This is a genomic window from Paenibacillus spongiae (assembly GCF_024734895.1).
GTDB classification, from domain to species: Bacteria; Bacillota; Bacilli; order Paenibacillales; family Paenibacillaceae; genus Paenibacillus_Z; species Paenibacillus_Z spongiae.
Genome location: NZ_CP091430.1, coordinates 3,701,523 through 3,718,739, shown reverse-complemented (window position 1 = coordinate 3,718,739; position 17,217 = coordinate 3,701,523). Strand labels below are relative to the sequence as shown.

Sequence of the window (17,217 nt, the reverse complement as noted above, 5' to 3'; positions counted from 1 at the left end):
CATTTTAGTCGTTATCATATTGGGCTGCATAAAAGGATCCGCCGTGGCGGATCTTTTTGAGCATGGGCAAACATCTCTCAATCCTTCCATTCACATTTGATAATTAATTGATTTTCTTTTAATTCCGCTGATAAATTCCCATTCATTTTTAGCATGAGGCTTTTCGCAATGGATAATCCTAATCCTGTACCTTTTGCAAATCTTGTTTTGTCTGCTTTATAAAATCGATCAAAAAGAAAAATAATATCATTTTCACTTAGCTGACTAACGGCATTACTGATGATCAGTTGTATGGAGGAGGGCAATTTTTCAAGCCGAATGGTTACATCTCCGCTTGAATGCTTGATTGCATTAAGTAATAAATTTTCAATCACTCGTTTAACGGCGGATGAGTCGGCTATGATACTTATCTCTTTTTCTGGAATATGAAGGGCTGGCTCAATGCTTTGTTGATGGAATTGTTCATAAAAACCTGCCAAGACTTCTATAAGCAAATGGTTGAGTTTGATCTTTTCCATTTTTAATCGATAATCTCCAGATTCAATTAGAGACAATTCAAAAAAATCTTCTAATAAAACCTTTAATCGCAGTGCTCCAGATTTAATTATGGCGGTATACTCTGTTCTTTCTTCAGAAGATAACTCATCCGATTCTAACAATTGAACATACCCTAGAATAGAGGTCATCGGTGTACGAATATCATGTGAAATATTAGCAATAGATTGCTTTAATTCGTTTTCTTTACTCCGTTTTTCCGCGTATGCTTGCAGCGTGAGATCAATTTGATCATTGATTTTACTCGCAAGGTTTTCAAAGGACTTGTCATAATAAGCCACATCGATTTTCTTTTCGGTCTGTTTGCCGTTTAGCTCATTCAACTGCATGGTTGCTCTTTTAATTTCTCTTTTTAACAAAAAAAAGCGAGTGAGAACAAATACTGCTACCATAATAGAAATTAACGCAATATAGACGATGGTTCTCACTCGCTTTCTTATTACTTGATTTCCTTTCTCTGAAACACGAAACTGCCAATGAGTCCGAAAACAATGAAGGTTATTATAGGTACAAGCCATAATTTAAGAAGTTCTCCATTGCCCAAGTTAAATTTGCCAATGTCTAATAATAGCCTAGACACAGAATAATGATAGATGGTTTCAATTACAATGAATTTTTGACTTAACATGTACAGGATACTATCAAAAAGAGAAAAAAATAGGATTAAAAAACCAATCGTCTTGCCGCTATCTGTGAATGAGATTGCAGCTAAAGCCATAATCGATGCAAATGCCAATGCATAAAGGATCGTCAAACCGATCGTCTGAACGATATAGTCTAGTCCAGGCATATCATTGATACCATAAAACAGGGTACCAACCGCCGGCATAACAATAGGAAACGTTAATGAAATAATAACAGCGCCTATTGCAAACCCCATTAATTTAGCAAGATAAATACGCATTCTGCTATTACCGGAAGCAGCGATACTTTTCATTGTTCCGATTGAGTATTCACTGGAGATAAAGAAACCTGCAAGAATACAGGGTACAAACTTCACAATATAAGTATTTGCTCCTTCCAGGGCCACAGCTGTATATAACTCTTTGATAGAAACGGATTCGATATTCAAAACAAAGTAAACCAACATGGGGTAAGAAACAGCTGCTGCAATTAATATAACGAACATTGACCAAAAGGATCGATCCTTGCTCAGCTTGAATAACTCTGATCTCACGAGGTTATTCATGTTTACCGCCTCCGATGCGATTGGTAAAGTATGTTTCCAAATCTTCCCCCAGCGGCATGAATTGTTCGATAATCAATCCCTCATTCGACAGTGCTGTGGAAACTTTACCCGGAGCATCAAGAAATTTAAACAGTCTTATCGTTCCGTCAGGCAACACTTCATAATGATTGGTCCTAAGCTTAGTTTCAATAATGGTTGCAGCTTTATCCGGATTATCCACTTTAACATGAATATACTGCTGGCATTTGTCATTCAGTTCATTCACCGTTAATTGCTCCAATAATTCCCCTTTATGAATAATTCCATAGTGGGTAGCAAGTAAATGGAGTTCACTTAAAATATGGCTGGAAATTAAGATTGTAATTCCATATACCTGATTCAGTTTTTTCAACAGCTCCCTAATTTCTACCACGCCCATTGGATCAAGACCGTTGATAGGCTCATCGAGAATTAAGAACTCAGGATCTCCTAATAGAGCGATACCAAGGCCAAGCCGCTGTTTCATCCCTAAGGAAAAATGTTTTGCCTTCTTTTTCTTCGTATCTTGGAGTCCAACAAGTGAAAGCGTCTTTTCAACACATTCTTTCCCTGGAATACCTTTTAATAGCCGATTCGCTTCTAAGTTTTCAGCTGCAGTCATTTGTGGATACAATGCTGGGCCCTCAATGATCGTCCCGATTCGCTTCCTGCTCTCTGTGAGCTTCCGATCATTACTGTGGCCGAATAACTCAAGCGTCCCCGAACTCGGATATGCAAGACCTGTTGCGATTCTGATTAACGTTGATTTACCTGCGCCATTTTGCCCGATAAATCCATACATGGATCCTTTTTTTATAGAAAGATCCACCTTATTCAGTGCCATTTGATCTTTATATTTCTTTGTTAAATTGTTTGTTCTAAGCACATAATCGCTCATTCAATCGTACCTCCCTCATGTGATGCCTTTAGTATAGAAAGGAAACCATAAGAAAGGCTTAAGCTAATTCTTAAGAGACCCTTAAGTTTTTAATCGATATCCCATCCCCCAGATCGTTTCTATATATTCATCGTTCGGATTCGCATTGGCTAGCTTGCTTCTGATATTGCTCATGTGAACATTTATCGTATTGTCATCGCCTCGATAATCTTCATTCCATACGCTTTCAAACAGATTGGCTTTCGTAAACACTTTCCTAGGAGAAGACATAAGAAGTGCCATAATGGCGTATTCCCGCGCAGTTAAAGTGAGCTCTGCCCCATTTACACTAACTGTTTTTGAATCCGTATTCATAGAAAGATCTTTATACCTTAACTCTTTGCTTTTAATAGAATCATTCGTACGATGAAATCTTCGTAAATGGGAATCAATCCTTGCGGATACTTCCTCAATATCAAAAGGTTTGGTTATATAGTCATCCGCACCTGTTCGCAAAGCATCGATTTTCGCCTGCTGCTCCAGCTTTGCTGAAATAATGATGACAGGAACAGGACTTTTCTCGCTAATTTTTACAAGAAGCTCTTCACCAGTGATTCCAGGGAGCATTAAATCCAGTAGCACCAAATCCCACTCTTGCTTTTCCAAATAGATCATGGCTTCCGTTCCCGAAAAAGCAGACTGAGGAATATAGCCGCTTTTTCTTATTATGTTACATAATAATTGATTTATTTCATTATCGTCTTCAACTACTAAAATGCTCATTGGTTGATTCATCGCATTATAATCTCCTTAAAAAGTCATTTACAAAATCCCGGCTATGTCCTTCGCATTATATTACCAATTTTATATTAAAGCACTTACTCGTGTGAAATACATTATTCTTAATCCTCTGTCAAAATACTTCGTATAGTCTCTATCGTTTCCAGAAGAATGTGAAAAGCAGCAAGGATAACGCAACGGACACGCGCTGACCGATTAAGTTAAGAAAAAAGATGCCTCGATCTTGTCACTAATTTGGTTAAAACATGTGTCCTTAAAATAAAAAAAGTCGCAACTATGCGACCTTTAAGGTTGTTTGTTATTATCACTCGATATCCCACATTAATGAATATTCCGAATAAAGCACTGGCACCTGTACTGAAAGCTATTACCACTAGCATTCATCAATTACCCGCATTCCTTTGATCATGTTGATTCGTTAAACGTTGAACAAGCCAGGTTGTCCGTTGCTGTACTACCGGATGTAGATCGGATTGCAAGCCAATACGAGCTGCGTTTGCCCAGCCTCGGCAAAAAAACGATGAATTTCGGCCCGGTAAAATAAACGATCTTCCATCAGCACTACAAGCTCCATGGTTTCGCATCCCGTCTCTACGATCCATTCACGCTCCACTCCACGCTCCGTAAGCAGCTTTATGGAATCGCAGGCTTGCAGTCCGTGACAGGACATAACCAGATCTATTCCTTCCTCCACCGCGTCAGCCGAAACGGTGTCTCCCATCATCCACCCGCCAGCGCACATCGAAAGCTGCGGTCCTTCTGGCGCATAAGACATGTATAACCGGCCCCGGTCTACCGCCTCCAAAATGCCCTGTACGGTCTTGGACTCCGCATACACCCAGTTGGTCGGCATGCCGTGCTTCACATCGGGTTGTGCCCGGTGGAAGTCACTGCCGCCAACAGCAACCAGCTTCCGCCCGGCCGCCAGCTGCTCGTGCCACCAAGCGAGCGTCCGCTCGTTATCTCCCCGCCATGGTCCGTTCCATATTTCCACCCAATCATGGTCGACATCGAAGTCCCATAACCAGCCGCAGTTCCGGCAGTGAGGATGATTCAACGAAATCTTGGCGCCGCGCTCCCTCGCAGTCCGGATGTACGCCTTCGCCTGATCGAACGAGGTGGTCAGGAAATAGTCGCCCGGCTGCTCTACGCCGTAGAAATTACAATGGCCGAAGCGGGTAGTCAGCTCCACCCCCGGAATGAAGACGAGCTCCGAGTCTTTCGGATAAGCGAAGTTTTGGCTAACCGTGTTATGATCGGTCAAGGCCAAGAAGTCGAGTCCTGCCTCCAGCGCCATCCGCTCCACCTCACGCATCGTATGGGCACCATCGCTATGCACGGTGTGCGCGTGAAGCTCTCCTTTCAACCATCTTGGACTTTCCATCTCGAATCGTAGGGTCAGGATGACGCTGCATTCGTTCTCTCCTATTTTTCGAGGATTCAGCAAAACGGCCCAAGTACCCGGCGTTAACGGTCCCGGGAGGTAGCCCGGCGTCGCTTTTTCCGTTCCCATATAAAATTCGGTGCGCGCTCCCCCGCTCCAACCGCGCATCCGCTGCGCATCTCTAATCCCAAGGTTGACGACTCTGCCGGCGACACCGTACGGTTCCGCTACAAAGGATACATGGATACGCTCCACACCCGCAGGCATTTCAAACGGGACCTCGATATACGATTCTTCTTCGTGCTGACCAATCTCGCGCTTGATGATAAGCTCCATTTCATTCACTCCTTATTGTTTACCGCTCATGACAAGGAACTCTACTCTTTTACCGAGCCAACCATGGCGCCTTGAACGAAATATTTTTGACCTTCATGTTGCGAACACCGCCTTATCTACTTGTCGGCTGACTTACACAGCAGAGAGAGGGCACCGCTGCCCTCTCCCTTGTTCGGTATGGATTTCACAAGGAGCGGTCAGTCGATGAACTTTGCCGCCTTCAGCTCCTTATTCATTTTGCTGACGGCGTCGGCCGCCGGGATTTTACCCTGCATCGCTTGAAGCGCGTAGTTGTTAATAATTTTCTCAATATCTTTCCAGTCCTTGCCCGTTTTCTCCACCGTTCCATATTCCATAACCAATTGCTTCGCTTCCTTCACGCCAGGCAATGAACCGAACGGGTTCGTCCAGTTCGTGTTGTACACGTAAGGGGCGCCGTGGTCAAGATTATGGTCTTTTCCATCCTGCGTCAGCTCGTATTTGCCGTCTGTTACGGTATAATCATGGCCTTCAATGCCAAGCGTAGCGAACACATTGCCTTTCTCCGTACTCCAGAATTCGATAAATTCCATGGCCGTCTTCGGATCCGGGGAATTGACAGGAATGATCCATACATTCGGTTCTCCGCGGCGCATCAAGATTTTGCCGTCCGGCCCTGCAACAGGCAGCAAACCTTTTGCTTCGAATGTCGTATTGGGATCTTGTTGCTTTCGCGTATTATTGAATGTCCCTACCCATGTATCCCAATAAGTGACCATACCGACGCGGTCGGTCAGGAACAGGTCCCGCATCTTACCTGAATCGTTCGTTGCGAAGTTCGGGTCGAGAATGCCCTCTTTATATAACTTGGCGAACCATTCATAGATCGGGATAGCGGCTTCCGTCGCATACGGGATCGTGCGTTTGCCGTCCTTTGTAACGTAACCGGCCTTGACGCCAGCGGCGCTCATAAATCCTTGGATGTCGTACAAGCCGGCTGTGGACAAACCATACGTGTCGGCCTTGCCGTTTCCGTCGGGATCTTTCTCTTTGAATGCTTTCAGCACTTCGTAATACTCATCCAGCGTCTTCGGCTCCTGAAGCCCAAGCTTGTCCAGCCAGTCTTTGCGAACCGTCGGCATCGTACCGCCCTGAAGCTTGGTAAATATCCCGTATATTTTGCCGTCACTCATCTTTAACTGCTCCCATTCATTCTCAGGGAAAATAGATGTGTCGGAAATGATTTTCGACCCTTTGATCGAATCGTCAAGCGGAGTCAACACCCCTTGATCGTACAACACTTCCAAAAGCGGCAAATCCACTTGGACTAAGTCGTATTTCTCGCCCGAGGAAATCGAGGTCAGCAATTTATCGTTAAATCCGGAAGCAGGCTTCTCCATGGTGACCTTAATACCCGTAAGACGCTCCGCTTCCTTCTCAAATAGCTCGTGTTCGTCGGGGGTTTTACCGCCGATTGTTCCTACCATCATACGAAGCTCTTTTCTCGTCTCCTCACCAGGCTTTTGACTGTTGCCATTAGAGCCAGCCGAGCTATCCGTATTTCCGCAACCAGCGGCAAAGAGCATCGTGGACGACAGTACAACAGCCAAACTCACTTTCAAACCTTTCTTTCTCATAACAAATCTCCTTTGAATGCGTTTTTTTGAGTGCATCTTGATGAACTTATAGAAAAACCTTGACCGGGGCGCAAGAATCGCGGAGGATAAGTTCCCACGGGATGATGACCCGCCTCACGACTGGTGTTTTGGAAGCGCACTGATCCAGAAGCATCTTGGCCGCTTCGCTTCCGAGCAGCTCGCCATTCAACCTCATGCTGCTGACCGGCGGCTGGAGCTCAGTTCCATATGCAGTCTCCAAACTGAATGCAAAAACCGACAAATCTCTTGGAATAATCAAGCCAAGTTCTTCGGCCGCCTGGTAGACTCCGCGCGCAATCTTGTCTGTATCCGTAATAATGGCTGTGATGGACGGGCGAGCGTAAAGCAATCGCTTGGCTGTGATGTACCCGTACTCCTCAGAGCTTTCAAAGCCTTCGTCTCTATACACCAACAACCGTGTATCGACTGAAAGACCGGCTGTTTCGAGCGCTCTCCGATATCCGTCTAACCGCTCATGGGACACGGTTCGGTGCTTGGGTGCATTAAGGAATAAAATATTCCGGTGTCCGAGGCCGATAAGGTATTCGGTAACGCGACGGCCAGCTCCAACGTTATCGCTGCTGACGTACGATACGGTGGACTCGTGAGACTCAGGCGGCTTTCCAATGACGACGATCGGGATGCCGCTGGCCACCCTCTCTTCGATGCGCGGGTCTCGCACCATGGGATCTAGCAATATTTCGCCGTCTATGGGATCGGAGGACCAATTTTCCAACCGGTTCGTGAAATGCTTTGGCAGCATATTTACGAGAAGCCGGTTGCCCCGGTCGTAGCATTCTTGCAACACTCCATTTAGTAGTGCCATGCGAAATTGGCCGAACTTGACCTTCTCGCCCTCCATGTTGAGCCCGATGATCCGCGTTTCCTTATTGGCCAGACTGCGTGCCCAATAGTTCGGCTTATAGTTCAATTCGCGAGCCGCCTCCAATACGCGTTCCGACACTTCTTTGCTAATCGGTCGTTTTTGGGAAAACACATTGGAAACGGTGCTTTTGGATACACCGGCCGATTTTGCAACATCATCGATTGTTGCCAACTCACCAACTCCTTATGTTCGCTCGATGTGTGTAATATTAAACCGGTTATATTAAATAAATGTCATCGATGTACATAAATTTCGTAAAGATGAGGAAGATTGGAATAAAATCTAGACTAAATGAGATGAATCCAACGATTTTGAAGCTTATTTGGCCGTAACAGAATGAATCTTTCGGTATGCTTGGGGAAATATCGTAATCATTCATAGAAACGGTTCGATGATTTCGGGGTGATACAAACATCGGAGGTATTCGCAAAACCCAACAAGCGCCACGCAAATCTTCCCGTAAATGTAGAAAGACAGCCGATCGCTCGGCTGCCTTTCTAACTGTTTTAGGGCAAAGACTAACTTATTATCTGTTCAGTTTGCATTTAAACTTTTAATTTGATATCATAACTGACGAACGTTCGTCAGGTTGGAGGTTGTTGGAGGTGGTTGGATTGAAAAGCAATGATATTAAGGTGGCTGCTCTAAAATATTTCACTATTCATGGTTATGAAGGAGCATCCCTCTCTAAGATCGCGGATGAAGTCGGTATAAAGAAACAATCGATATACGCCCACTTTAAAGGAAAAGATGATCTTTTCCTGCAGGTTTTACGTGACGCGAAAGAAACGGAGCTGTCTTCAAAGCTCCGGTATTTCAGTAACATTGGCGCACAAAATCCGGAGAAAGATCTATACGGATTTCTTCATTTAGTCATTTCTCTTTTCCAAGAAAATGAACAGTTAAAGTTTTGGCTGCGCATGTCTTTTTTTCCGCCGGCTCACCTTGCAAAAGCAATTGAAAAAGAAGTCATCGATATCGAGGATAAGGTGCAGGCGATACTGGAAAGTAAGTTTCACGATTGGATCGATGCTAAAGCAATCGTCGGGGATTCAGCAAAAACGCCGACCCTTGCCTTCTTGGGAATCGTCGACTCCATTATGCTGGAACTTGTATATGTCAATGATGAGAAACGTCTGAAGGATAAATTGGAAGCCTCCTGGACAGTATTTTGGAGAGGGATTTCACATCGCTAATTTATAGCATAACGAGGTAATGATTTATGAAGAAAACAATTAAAGAACAAAAAATGGTATTGATTATCCTTTTAAGCAATATTTTCATTGCATTTCTAGGTATTGGTCTTGTTATTCCCGTAATGCCGTCTTTTATGAATGACATGAATTTATCAGGAAAAACGATGGGGTATCTTGTCGCGGCATTTGCGGTGTCACAGCTGCTTTTGTCGCCGATCGCAGGGCGCTGGGTCGATCGTTACGGCAGAAAGATCATGATCATAATCGGCCTAGTCCTCTTCGGTATTTCGGAACTTGTCTTTGGCTTGGGCACACATGTATCGGTGCTTTACGTATCGAGGATCCTGGGTGGATTTAGCGCCGCCTTTATTATGCCCGCTGTCACTGCTTATATCGCAGATATTACATCTATTGAGGAACGGCCGAAGGCAATGGGCTATATGTCCGCCGCCATTAGCACCGGTTTTATTATCGGTCCCGGCGTTGGCGGCTTTATTGCAGAATACGGTATACGCATGCCCTTCTTCTTTGCGGCAGCCATTGCCTTTGTAGCCTGTATTTCATCCATATTTATTTTGAAAGAGCCGTTAACAAAGAGTCAGCTTGAAGAAATTTCTGCGAATACGAAGCAATCAAGCTTTTTCAGCGATTTAAAAAGATCGCTAAACCCCCGTTACTTTATAGCCTTTGTCATTGTGTTTGTGCTCGCGTTCGGTTTATCTGCCTATGAAACAGTTTTCAGCCTGTTTTCCGATCATAAGTTCGGCTATACGCCCAAGGAAATTGCAGCCATTATTACAATTAGCTCCATCTTCGGCGTAGTTGTGCAAATATTTATGTTTGGAAAAATGGTCGACAAACTCGGCGAAAAGAAAGTAATCCAACTGTGTTTGATTATTGGAGCTGTATTGGCGGTCGGGTCTACCCTAGTCTCTGGCTTTTGGGCTGTGTTGGCGGTAACGTGCTTGATTTTCCTCGCATTTGACTTGCTTCGCCCGGCATTGACGACATTTTTATCAAGAGCTGCCGGTAAAGAGCAAGGGTTCGTTGCCGGCATGAACTCAACCTATACGAGTTTAGGCAATATCGTCGGGCCAGCGATGGGCGGCATATTATTTGATGTAAACATCCACTATCCATATCTATTCGCTGCTGTCATTATGGTCATTGGTCTCGGTATTACATTCATGTGGAAAGAAGAACAATTTATAGAGAGTAATTAAAAAAATATTAGGTGACCGGTTGTTTGCGCAAAAGCGTGGAGTTATTGTCCTTAAGTTAATAAACCGTCAGGGAAGATCACCCTGACGGTTTATTAAGGTTTTATGCGTCTGGTATTCGTGACATAATGGAATGCTGCCTCTTTTTGTGATATTGCTACGAAAATAAATAGAACGTAGAATTGTGTCAACGCGTTATAGAGAATTTAATGAAGGGGCACTGAAAAAATGGAAACGTATAAAGAGCTTGTAGCGGAAAGACGAACGTATACCGCCTCTCAAGTGACACATTCCCATTCCTATGGGCAATTGATTTTGCCTTTGCATGGCGAATTGGCTATAGAAGCAGGAACTGCACATTTTCTGCTGGACGACCGGCAGTTACTATACGTCCCTCCTCAATGCGATCATACCTTTTATGCCAATGTGCGCAATGAATTTCTGGTACTTGATATTCCTGATGTGATGATTCCCTCCAGCAGGTTGAACCATAAAGGAATTTCCTACTCTTTGAATAGCAAGTGGAGAGGAATTCGTTATTTAATCTTAAATGAATTGGACCAACCGGCTGCACAACCATCTGCTCTTAAGGAGCTGTATCCTTACATTTCGCATCATTTACACCAAGCGCGGCAGCCTAGGTCTATTCAATATATTCATGAGCATTACGAGGAGAATATATCGGTTCAACAACTGGCCGAGCTTGAGCATTTCAATCGTTCCTATTATACGGAATGGTTTCGAAAAGAAACCGGAAAATCGCCATCTGCCTATCTTCAGGAAGTCCGCTTGCATAAGGCGAAGCAATTACTGCGAGAAACTAACTTTTCTATTCTGCAGATTGCTCTTCAAGTAGGCTTAGAGCATCAATCTTCCTTGACACGGTTGTTTCAAAAAAATGAAAAAACAACCCCGAGTCAATACCGAAAACAGCATCTCATACGCGGCATGGGGTAAAAATAATCCAATATACAGACAAAATCATTCATTCTTAGCCATTTAAAATGAATATGAACTTGACCAGAGAAATGGCCAAGTTCCCCTTCAAACTGTGATTCAAATTAAATCGCGGTTTTTGGGCATTTTCTTTTTAAGGAGTCAAGGAATGTCAACGGTATTGGGTTTACTATTTTCGCTCTTATGGTCGTCTGCGGCTATAGCCACGAAGTTCGGCTTGGCATCTACAACGCCCTTGGCACTGGCTGCGTTCCGATTTCTTTCTGCCGGATTGCTGCTATTGCTTTATGTTTATGTATTCCACCGGAATTATTCATGGCCGCGATCCCGGCATTGGCTGCCGCTAATCGGATTAGGCTTGCTTAATACGACCATTTATTTGGGGGCGACCTTTTGGGCGCTGAACGATGTGTCGGCAGGCTTGTTTAATTTATTCGTGGCGACGAATCCATTACTCGTCGCAGTCCTGTCCTATATTTGGCTAAAACGAAGCATTTCGATAAAAGAATGGTTGGGGATGTTAGTCGCAGCAATCGGATTATGGATTGCCGCATGGCCATCTATCGCAATTGGCGAGGCTAGCATGAGCGGATTGATTATTTTAGGGATCGGAATGCTCGCGATGGCAGTCGGGAGTGTCTATTTCAAGAAGGTCGACTTAGAGTTGCCGGGTATCGTCATCAATACATGGCAACTTTGCATTGGCGGCATCCTTACATTACCACTTGCCTATGTTCTGGAGAAAGATACATTTTTCTTCAAGCCTGATATACATTTCCTTGGATCGCTCCTATGGCTGGTCTTCATCATCTCAATCGGGACCATGCTGCTTTGGTTCTTTCTGCTGAAACGAGATCCCGTCAAGGCCAATAACTGGTTGTTCATGACCCCCATATTCGGCTTCATTTTGGCGGCTATTTTCCTCCAGGAAACGATTACCCTATTCGATAAAGCAGCAACTGTCGTTGTCGTTATCGGGTTATTCTTATCAGGCAGCGTGAAGAAATTTTCAAGAAAATAATAAATAGAGGCCCAAGGCAGTCGCCTCGGGTCCCCCTAGTTTTAAACCATTACTGCCATCCTATTTAGCATGGTTTGCGATTTCGTCGACAGCTTGCCAAACACTATCCTTGAAATCCACTTCCAGCAATTCAAAGTTGGCGCGCAGGTGGTGAATGTTCTTCGTTCCCGCAAGTATGGACGTAATTCCTTCCTTCCGGTGCAGGAATTGCAAAGCAAGTGCAGTCAGTCGATCGGCGTCCCCACCAACGAGTTCAAGCAGCTTCATGACTTGGGCGTTACTAGCTGGATCTTTAGCGACTTGAGGGAGCACTCGCGAAGTAAGCCTTCCGTAGCCGAGACCGCCGCGGATAAACACTCCTATTCCCCTCTCATGAGCTAGGCGAATATTCTCATCGTTATGAACATTGAGCAAATTATATTCAAGCTGCATGATATCGAAATCATCGCTCAGAATGCACTGCTTCGCCAGCTCTCCGTCGATGGACGCGCCGAGATGCCCGATTTTACCTTCTTTTTTCGCATCCTTCATTGCAGCTACGGTCTCGCCGTCATGGAGAACTTTTTGAGGATCAGGTCCGAAATGAATCTGCAGAATATCGATATAGTCGGTGTTAAGCAGCATAAGACTCCGGTCGATTGACTCTTTGATGGCCTTATATGAGAAATCGTAGTATGTACCTGGGTATTGGTTGTGCTCTCCTGCTTTGGAAGCAAGTACATATTGGGATCGACGAGAAGCGATCGACTTACCAATGCGCTCCTCACTTGCATGATAGGCACTTGCTGTGTCGATAAGCGTAATTCCCAAATCCAACACTTCGTTTAACAAGATTCCGGCGGTTTGCTCGTTCGGACGCTCCGTCTCCGAGCCTATTCCCCAATCCCGGCCGATTTCTAATGCCCCGAATCCTAGAAAAGTAACCTCTTTGTTCATCCGCCCCACTAGTCGGCGTTCCAATGCTTTTGACATGTTATAACCTCTTTCTATCCAATATCAATAATTATATATTCTCGGCGACCAAGCTCTGATGGCTTTCAGCAAAACTTCTGCCATGAAAGTGTATCCTTCGGTCAGTTTTGATATTATACCATATTAATCCGTGGATAGTTTCTGTTTATATCGTAAATGAGCTGCATCGCTCCAGAAAAACCTGCAAACGACGAGCATACACGAAGAAGAGTCCCGAACCCTCTATTTCTTTCATACCTTTGACCGGTTTGACATAAGATGGACAAGGGCATGTTTGGATGACGGGGTGAATGTATTGAGATGGCCGCTTCTATTGAAACAAACCGCTTTTCGAGCCAGTGCCATATTTCTTGTCAAAGTCATAGGTTTAATTGGAAGGATTTCGTTGACAAGGCTAGTTGGCGCGGAAGGCGTTGGGCTATATCAAATCGCATATTCATTCTACGGTCTTTCGCTCATTCTTATTACGGGTGGATTACCGACAGCGCTGGCATTATCCTCGGCAAAGAATGCCTCACAAGGATGGGCATTTTTCAAAATCTTATCTATTGTTATTTTCGTGCTGGGTGGGGCCGCCAGCTTACTTACCTTTCACTTCTCTTCCTTGATCGCTCAAACACTCGGCAATCCTCATTTGGACTTTACGATACGCTGCTTATCACCAGCATTTCTCGTTGTTCCGCTGCTTAATCTGCTGCGAGGATACTTGCAAGGGCTGGAAAGATATAATCTGATCGCCATATCAGAGATAACGGAACAGTTCGTCCGTGTTGCGTCATTGGTGCTATTCGTGCTTGTTTTATTGCCAGGCGGCATTGCCAAAGCGGTTGGCGGCGGGGTAATCGGCACAACCGTCGGTGCCTTGTTTGCCTTCCTTGTGTTAACTGTCCTCCTGTCGTTTACTCACGACCGGATCGGATTACCTTCAACGGGTTCTTCAGCGCTCCGACCAGCCCTTGCTGCCCTGCTCAGAACCTCGGCCGCCATCGCATTTACTCGATTGCTCATACCCGCTTCGGACTTTATCGATGCTATTCTCATTCCGAACCGGCTGCAGACGGCTGGTTATTCTGTCTTGGAAGCGACACAGATTTATGGCGTATTGACTGGAATGGCGATCATACTGACTTATATGCCGACCATCCTTACTGCTGCATTATCCCACACGTTAACGATGAAAATAACGGCGGTTTGGCAGGCAGGTCACAAGGATGAATTTTTTCGGCAAACATCTGCGGGTTTAGAGGCAGGCTGGTTATGGGGTTTGACTTCAGGATTATTTCTTTTCCAATATGCGGCTGATTTATCGTGGCTTATATTTGGGACGACTGAAGCAGCGAGTCCGATTCGATATTTGGCGCTGCTGCCTTTCGTAGTAGGAACGCGTGAATTAACGACGAGCATTCTTTGGGCGCAGAATCGCAAAAAAATTCCGTTTTCAAGTCTTATTAGTGCTATTCTCATCAGCATTGTGCTTCTTTATTTCCTATTGGCCATTCCCGGATTTGGATACATTGGAGCTGCAATTAGCTTCCTTTCATTGGAACTCATTGCAGCTGTATGGAATCTCTGGGCATTAAAGATCATCCGTTCAGGATATATTCGCACGAAAGTACTTCTGCTAGACGTTATTGTTCTGATTATGATTGCAATAGCAGTCTATGTTTTGAACGCTTCTTTAGAAAACGTCACGTGGTCCAAACCATTAATGATCCTCCCCGGCATGGTCTTGTTTTGCGGTTGCGCGGGAGTTTATATGAAAATACGTTTTGTTAATCTGTTTCGTTCGAGCTTCAACTAATACTTCAAAACCGTTTCCAGTCATCGAAATCATTCATGATTCCTCCAAAATGGAATCCGAATTGGGCACCGCATAACTGACCGCCTAGATCGAAGCCTATTCCATGTCCCCCGCCAAGATTAGCACCGATATGGGCGCTACCATGGATTTTTCTTGAATTTTCTAGCCGAAGGGTAAGAAGCCAGCTTCGATTGCTAACCAAGGAATAAATTGTTCCCTCTGATTACAGAATAAAACTGACTCAACCGAGGTCTAATCTTTCATATGGATCAGAATGTATTTGGTGTGCTTGTCCCAACCCAGATCGAACGGAACCCGGTAACGATCCGCAGTATGCGAATTTACAAGCGGATATCCGTTATCGTCAAAATCCACTACGATTGAAAAATGATCCACATCGCCTTTCATGACGTAGGCGATCAGATCGCCAGGCATCAATCGCGATATCGCGCCATGGGCATATTTCTTTGACGGTTTCAGAAGATCGGAATAGTGGCCGTTAGCAATCACGGTACCATAGCCTGAACGAATCAGGAAATTTTTGAACGCATCGGTTTGGACCCATGACTGGCTGCCCCCTTTGGGATAGTAGTACCTCCACCCTTGGGACATGCGTAATCCGCCGCCCTCCTTGATATCGCCAATAACTTGGGAAGCAAAATTGGTGCAATCCCCCCCTTTACCCGTGTAATCCAAATACCTTGGATTATACCGGTGGTTATTGCCAGCCCCCCATGCGATCCCCGCATATTTGTTGGCATACGCAACGGCGCGTTGACGGTTATAATGACGGCCTAATGAAAGCCCCGGGCGCGGCACTTTAGCCGGTGCATAGCCGTCGACAGACTCCGGAATCAAATTCGGATTTTCTTCAAGGGGATCCAAGTACCATTCACTGCTAACGAACCATCTGGCGCCCATTTTTTTTAATACAACCGCATGCCGAGTCCCGATGCCCATGGATTGCTCCGGCAAATTACGATCATCGTAAACATAGCTTAGTTTTAACGATTGTACGAAAGATACTTTTGCTATATCTGTGCTGAACTTGATGCGTACAATGCGAATCTCGCTGGTCGCCTTGGTGATATGCATTCCCCTTTTCTGGGCCCATGTATTCACATAAGTTGAACTATCCACTTCATGCCGTAATGCTGCTTCACTTGATGGAAGCCCCGGGAGGTAAAAATCCTCCATGTTCTTTTTATTTTGCTCGACCAATGAACGGTCACGGCAAACGAACAATCGAGATAAAAAAGCGGCAACTTCTTCATCCGTTTTTGAATCGGCTTCTGCTCTTGTAAGGCCTAGACTGAAGATTATGATGAAAAGAATGATCAGCAGTGCAATTTTGGATTGCCAGCGGTACATAGACGCTCCCTCTTTTAACTTTATTGAACTCCATTAACACCAATGTTCTTTTTAACTTGGCTTAATGTGAACCATCTCGGCTAATTTCATACCGGTAAGGCGACAATATTGCATTTGGAAAAAATGGTACTTTAAAACGAGCAGGCTGCCGCGGCGCCTGCTCGTTAGGATCATTGTTCTTTAACAGATCCATCTTGGTAACCAATAATCACTTTTGTTGCCATCTTAATAAATAGTCCATTCTCTACGACTCCTGGTATGCTATTGATCGCGGTATGAAGTTCTCTTGGCTGGCCTATACTTCCAAAGTCACAATCAACAATGTAATTTCCGTTATCTGTAAGGAATGGTTTGTTATCACGAATCCTCAATTGTGGAACACATCCAAGCGTACTAAGCTTTTTCTGCGTATTCTCATAGTTGAATATCACAATTTCAACAGGCAGAGGAAATTTTCCTAATCGATTTACTTTTTTGCTTTCATCAACAACAATGATAAGCTCCTTACTCATAGAAGCTACGATTTTCTCACGTAAATGTGCTCCTCCCCCGCCTTTTATTAAGTTCCACTCATCGTCGACCTCGTCAGCGCCATCAACCGTAATATCAATTTCTTCTATCTCAGAAATCGAAATTAATGGGATCTTCAACTCCTTAGCCAAATTTTCAGTATGAATGGAAGTTGCCACTGCCTTCACACGTAGACCGTCCTTGATATTAATTCCTAATTTTTGAATAGCCCAATAAGCCGTAGACCCTGTACCTAGTCCGATAATCATACCGTTCCGAATATACTCTACAGCTTTTTCAGCTGCTGCTCTTTTCGATTCCATGTGAGCTCCTTTAATAAATTGATTTTCGTTTAAATTGCCGCAATTGATCCCTAAATATGATAGGGCTAACGCTGCGAACCCTAAGGTTGACTCACCAATTATACGAGAAAAAGCCGTAAAAATGAAAAAGCCACACGATCGTCAAAAGATCGTGTGGCGAAAA

General features: G+C 44.5%; 15 protein-coding genes. 5 read left to right on the top strand and 10 right to left on the bottom strand.

What is annotated here, in order from left to right; translation table 11 throughout:
- Positions 1-77: 77 nt before the first annotated feature.
- The 7 genes from L1F29_RS17025 to L1F29_RS16995 form a co-directional block, all read right to left on the bottom strand.
- Positions 78-983, bottom strand: a complete 906-nt coding sequence (locus L1F29_RS17025; RefSeq protein WP_309252403.1) for a sensor histidine kinase — start codon at positions 981-983, stop codon at positions 78-80.
- A gap of 11 nt (positions 984-994) precedes the next feature.
- Positions 995-1,744: an ABC transporter permease gene (locus tag L1F29_RS17020; protein WP_258389477.1), complete on the bottom strand. Its 750-nt coding sequence runs from the start codon at positions 1,742-1,744 to the stop codon at positions 995-997.
- Entirely contained in the window at positions 1,737-2,660 is a 924-nt protein-coding gene (locus L1F29_RS17015; RefSeq protein WP_258389476.1) for an ATP-binding cassette domain-containing protein, read from the bottom strand. The genes L1F29_RS17020 and L1F29_RS17015 overlap by 8 nt, the downstream gene beginning before the upstream one ends.
- Before the next feature lie 81 nt (positions 2,661-2,741).
- Positions 2,742-3,434, bottom strand: a complete 693-nt coding sequence (locus L1F29_RS17010; RefSeq protein WP_258389475.1) for a response regulator transcription factor — start codon at positions 3,432-3,434, stop codon at positions 2,742-2,744.
- 460 nt (positions 3,435-3,894) lie between these two features.
- The gene (locus L1F29_RS17005) at positions 3,895-5,160 is read right to left on the bottom strand and encodes a CehA/McbA family metallohydrolase (RefSeq protein WP_258389474.1); all 1,266 of its coding nucleotides are present in this window, start codon (positions 5,158-5,160) and stop codon (positions 3,895-3,897) included.
- Between the two features lie 197 nt (positions 5,161-5,357).
- On the bottom strand, positions 5,358-6,776 hold the full coding sequence (locus L1F29_RS17000) for an extracellular solute-binding protein (RefSeq protein WP_258389473.1): 1,419 nt from the start codon (positions 6,774-6,776) through the stop codon (positions 5,358-5,360).
- Positions 6,777-6,822: 46 nt separating this feature from the next.
- The gene (locus L1F29_RS16995) at positions 6,823-7,854 is read right to left on the bottom strand and encodes a LacI family DNA-binding transcriptional regulator (RefSeq protein WP_258389472.1); all 1,032 of its coding nucleotides are present in this window, start codon (positions 7,852-7,854) and stop codon (positions 6,823-6,825) included.
- Between the two features lie 443 nt (positions 7,855-8,297).
- Between L1F29_RS16995 and L1F29_RS16990 the strand changes: the two genes are divergently transcribed.
- The 4 genes from L1F29_RS16990 to L1F29_RS16975 all read left to right on the top strand — a co-directional run bounded on the left by L1F29_RS16990 (position 8,298) and on the right by L1F29_RS16975 (position 12,077).
- Positions 8,298-8,879, top strand: a complete 582-nt coding sequence (locus L1F29_RS16990) for a TetR/AcrR family transcriptional regulator (RefSeq protein ID WP_258389471.1) — start codon at positions 8,298-8,300, stop codon at positions 8,877-8,879.
- 26 nt (positions 8,880-8,905) lie between these two features.
- On the top strand, positions 8,906-10,102 hold the full coding sequence (locus L1F29_RS16985) for an MFS transporter (protein WP_258389470.1): 1,197 nt from the start codon (positions 8,906-8,908) through the stop codon (positions 10,100-10,102).
- Between the two features lie 225 nt (positions 10,103-10,327).
- On the top strand, positions 10,328-11,056 hold the full coding sequence (locus L1F29_RS16980) for a helix-turn-helix domain-containing protein (protein WP_258389469.1): 729 nt from the start codon (positions 10,328-10,330) through the stop codon (positions 11,054-11,056).
- A 148-nt stretch (positions 11,057-11,204) separates the two neighbouring features.
- The gene (locus tag L1F29_RS16975) at positions 11,205-12,077 is read left to right on the top strand and encodes a DMT family transporter (RefSeq protein WP_258389468.1); all 873 of its coding nucleotides are present in this window, start codon (positions 11,205-11,207) and stop codon (positions 12,075-12,077) included.
- Between the two features lie 60 nt (positions 12,078-12,137).
- Here the strand turns inward: L1F29_RS16975 and L1F29_RS16970 are convergent, their stop codons facing one another.
- A complete protein-coding gene (locus L1F29_RS16970) occupies positions 12,138-13,049 on the bottom strand; it encodes an aldo/keto reductase (RefSeq protein ID WP_258389467.1) in 912 nt (303 codons plus the stop codon).
- 313 nt (positions 13,050-13,362) lie between these two features.
- On the opposite strand from L1F29_RS16970, the gene L1F29_RS16965 reads away from it, so the two are divergent.
- Positions 13,363-14,850 (top strand): oligosaccharide flippase family protein, encoded by a 1,488-nt coding sequence (locus L1F29_RS16965; RefSeq protein WP_258389466.1) that lies wholly within the window; start codon positions 13,363-13,365, stop codon positions 14,848-14,850.
- A 252-nt stretch (positions 14,851-15,102) separates the two neighbouring features.
- Here the strand turns inward: L1F29_RS16965 and L1F29_RS16960 are convergent, their stop codons facing one another.
- Positions 15,103-15,945 carry an amidase domain-containing protein gene (locus L1F29_RS16960; RefSeq protein WP_258389465.1) on the bottom strand — a complete coding sequence of 281 codons (843 nt, stop codon included), beginning with the start codon at positions 15,943-15,945 and terminating at the stop codon, positions 15,103-15,105.
- Positions 15,946-16,391: 446 nt separating this feature from the next.
- Positions 16,392-17,054 (bottom strand): ribose-5-phosphate isomerase RpiA, encoded by a 663-nt coding sequence (gene rpiA / locus L1F29_RS16955; protein WP_258389464.1) that lies wholly within the window; start codon positions 17,052-17,054, stop codon positions 16,392-16,394.
- Between the last annotated feature and the right edge of the window lie 163 nt (positions 17,055-17,217).

What these genes read in the sequence shown, in the direction of transcription:
- L1F29_RS17020 (WP_258389477.1), bottom strand. Translation starts at nt 1,744, where the DNA reads ATGAATAACCTCGTGAGATCAGAGTTATTCAAGCTGAGCAAGGATCGA.
- L1F29_RS17015 (WP_258389476.1), bottom strand. Translation starts at nt 2,660, where the DNA reads ATGAGCGATTATGTGCTTAGAACAAACAATTTAACAAAGAAATATAAA.
- L1F29_RS17010 (WP_258389475.1), bottom strand. Translation starts at nt 3,434, where the DNA reads ATGAATCAACCAATGAGCATTTTAGTAGTTGAAGACGATAATGAAATA.
- L1F29_RS17005 (WP_258389474.1), bottom strand. Translation starts at nt 5,160, where the DNA reads ATGGAGCTTATCATCAAGCGCGAGATTGGTCAGCACGAAGAAGAATCG.
- L1F29_RS17000 (WP_258389473.1), bottom strand. Translation starts at nt 6,776, where the DNA reads ATGAGAAAGAAAGGTTTGAAAGTGAGTTTGGCTGTTGTACTGTCGTCC.
- L1F29_RS16985 (WP_258389470.1), top strand. Translation starts at nt 8,906, where the DNA reads ATGAAGAAAACAATTAAAGAACAAAAAATGGTATTGATTATCCTTTTA.
- L1F29_RS16980 (WP_258389469.1), top strand. Translation starts at nt 10,328, where the DNA reads ATGGAAACGTATAAAGAGCTTGTAGCGGAAAGACGAACGTATACCGCC.
- L1F29_RS16975 (WP_258389468.1), top strand. Translation starts at nt 11,205, where the DNA reads ATGTCAACGGTATTGGGTTTACTATTTTCGCTCTTATGGTCGTCTGCG.
- L1F29_RS16970 (WP_258389467.1), bottom strand. Translation starts at nt 13,049, where the DNA reads ATGTCAAAAGCATTGGAACGCCGACTAGTGGGGCGGATGAACAAAGAG.
- L1F29_RS16960 (WP_258389465.1), bottom strand. Translation starts at nt 15,945, where the DNA reads ATGCATATCACCAAGGCGACCAGCGAGATTCGCATTGTACGCATCAAG.
- rpiA (WP_258389464.1), bottom strand. Translation starts at nt 17,054, where the DNA reads ATGGAATCGAAAAGAGCAGCAGCTGAAAAAGCTGTAGAGTATATTCGG.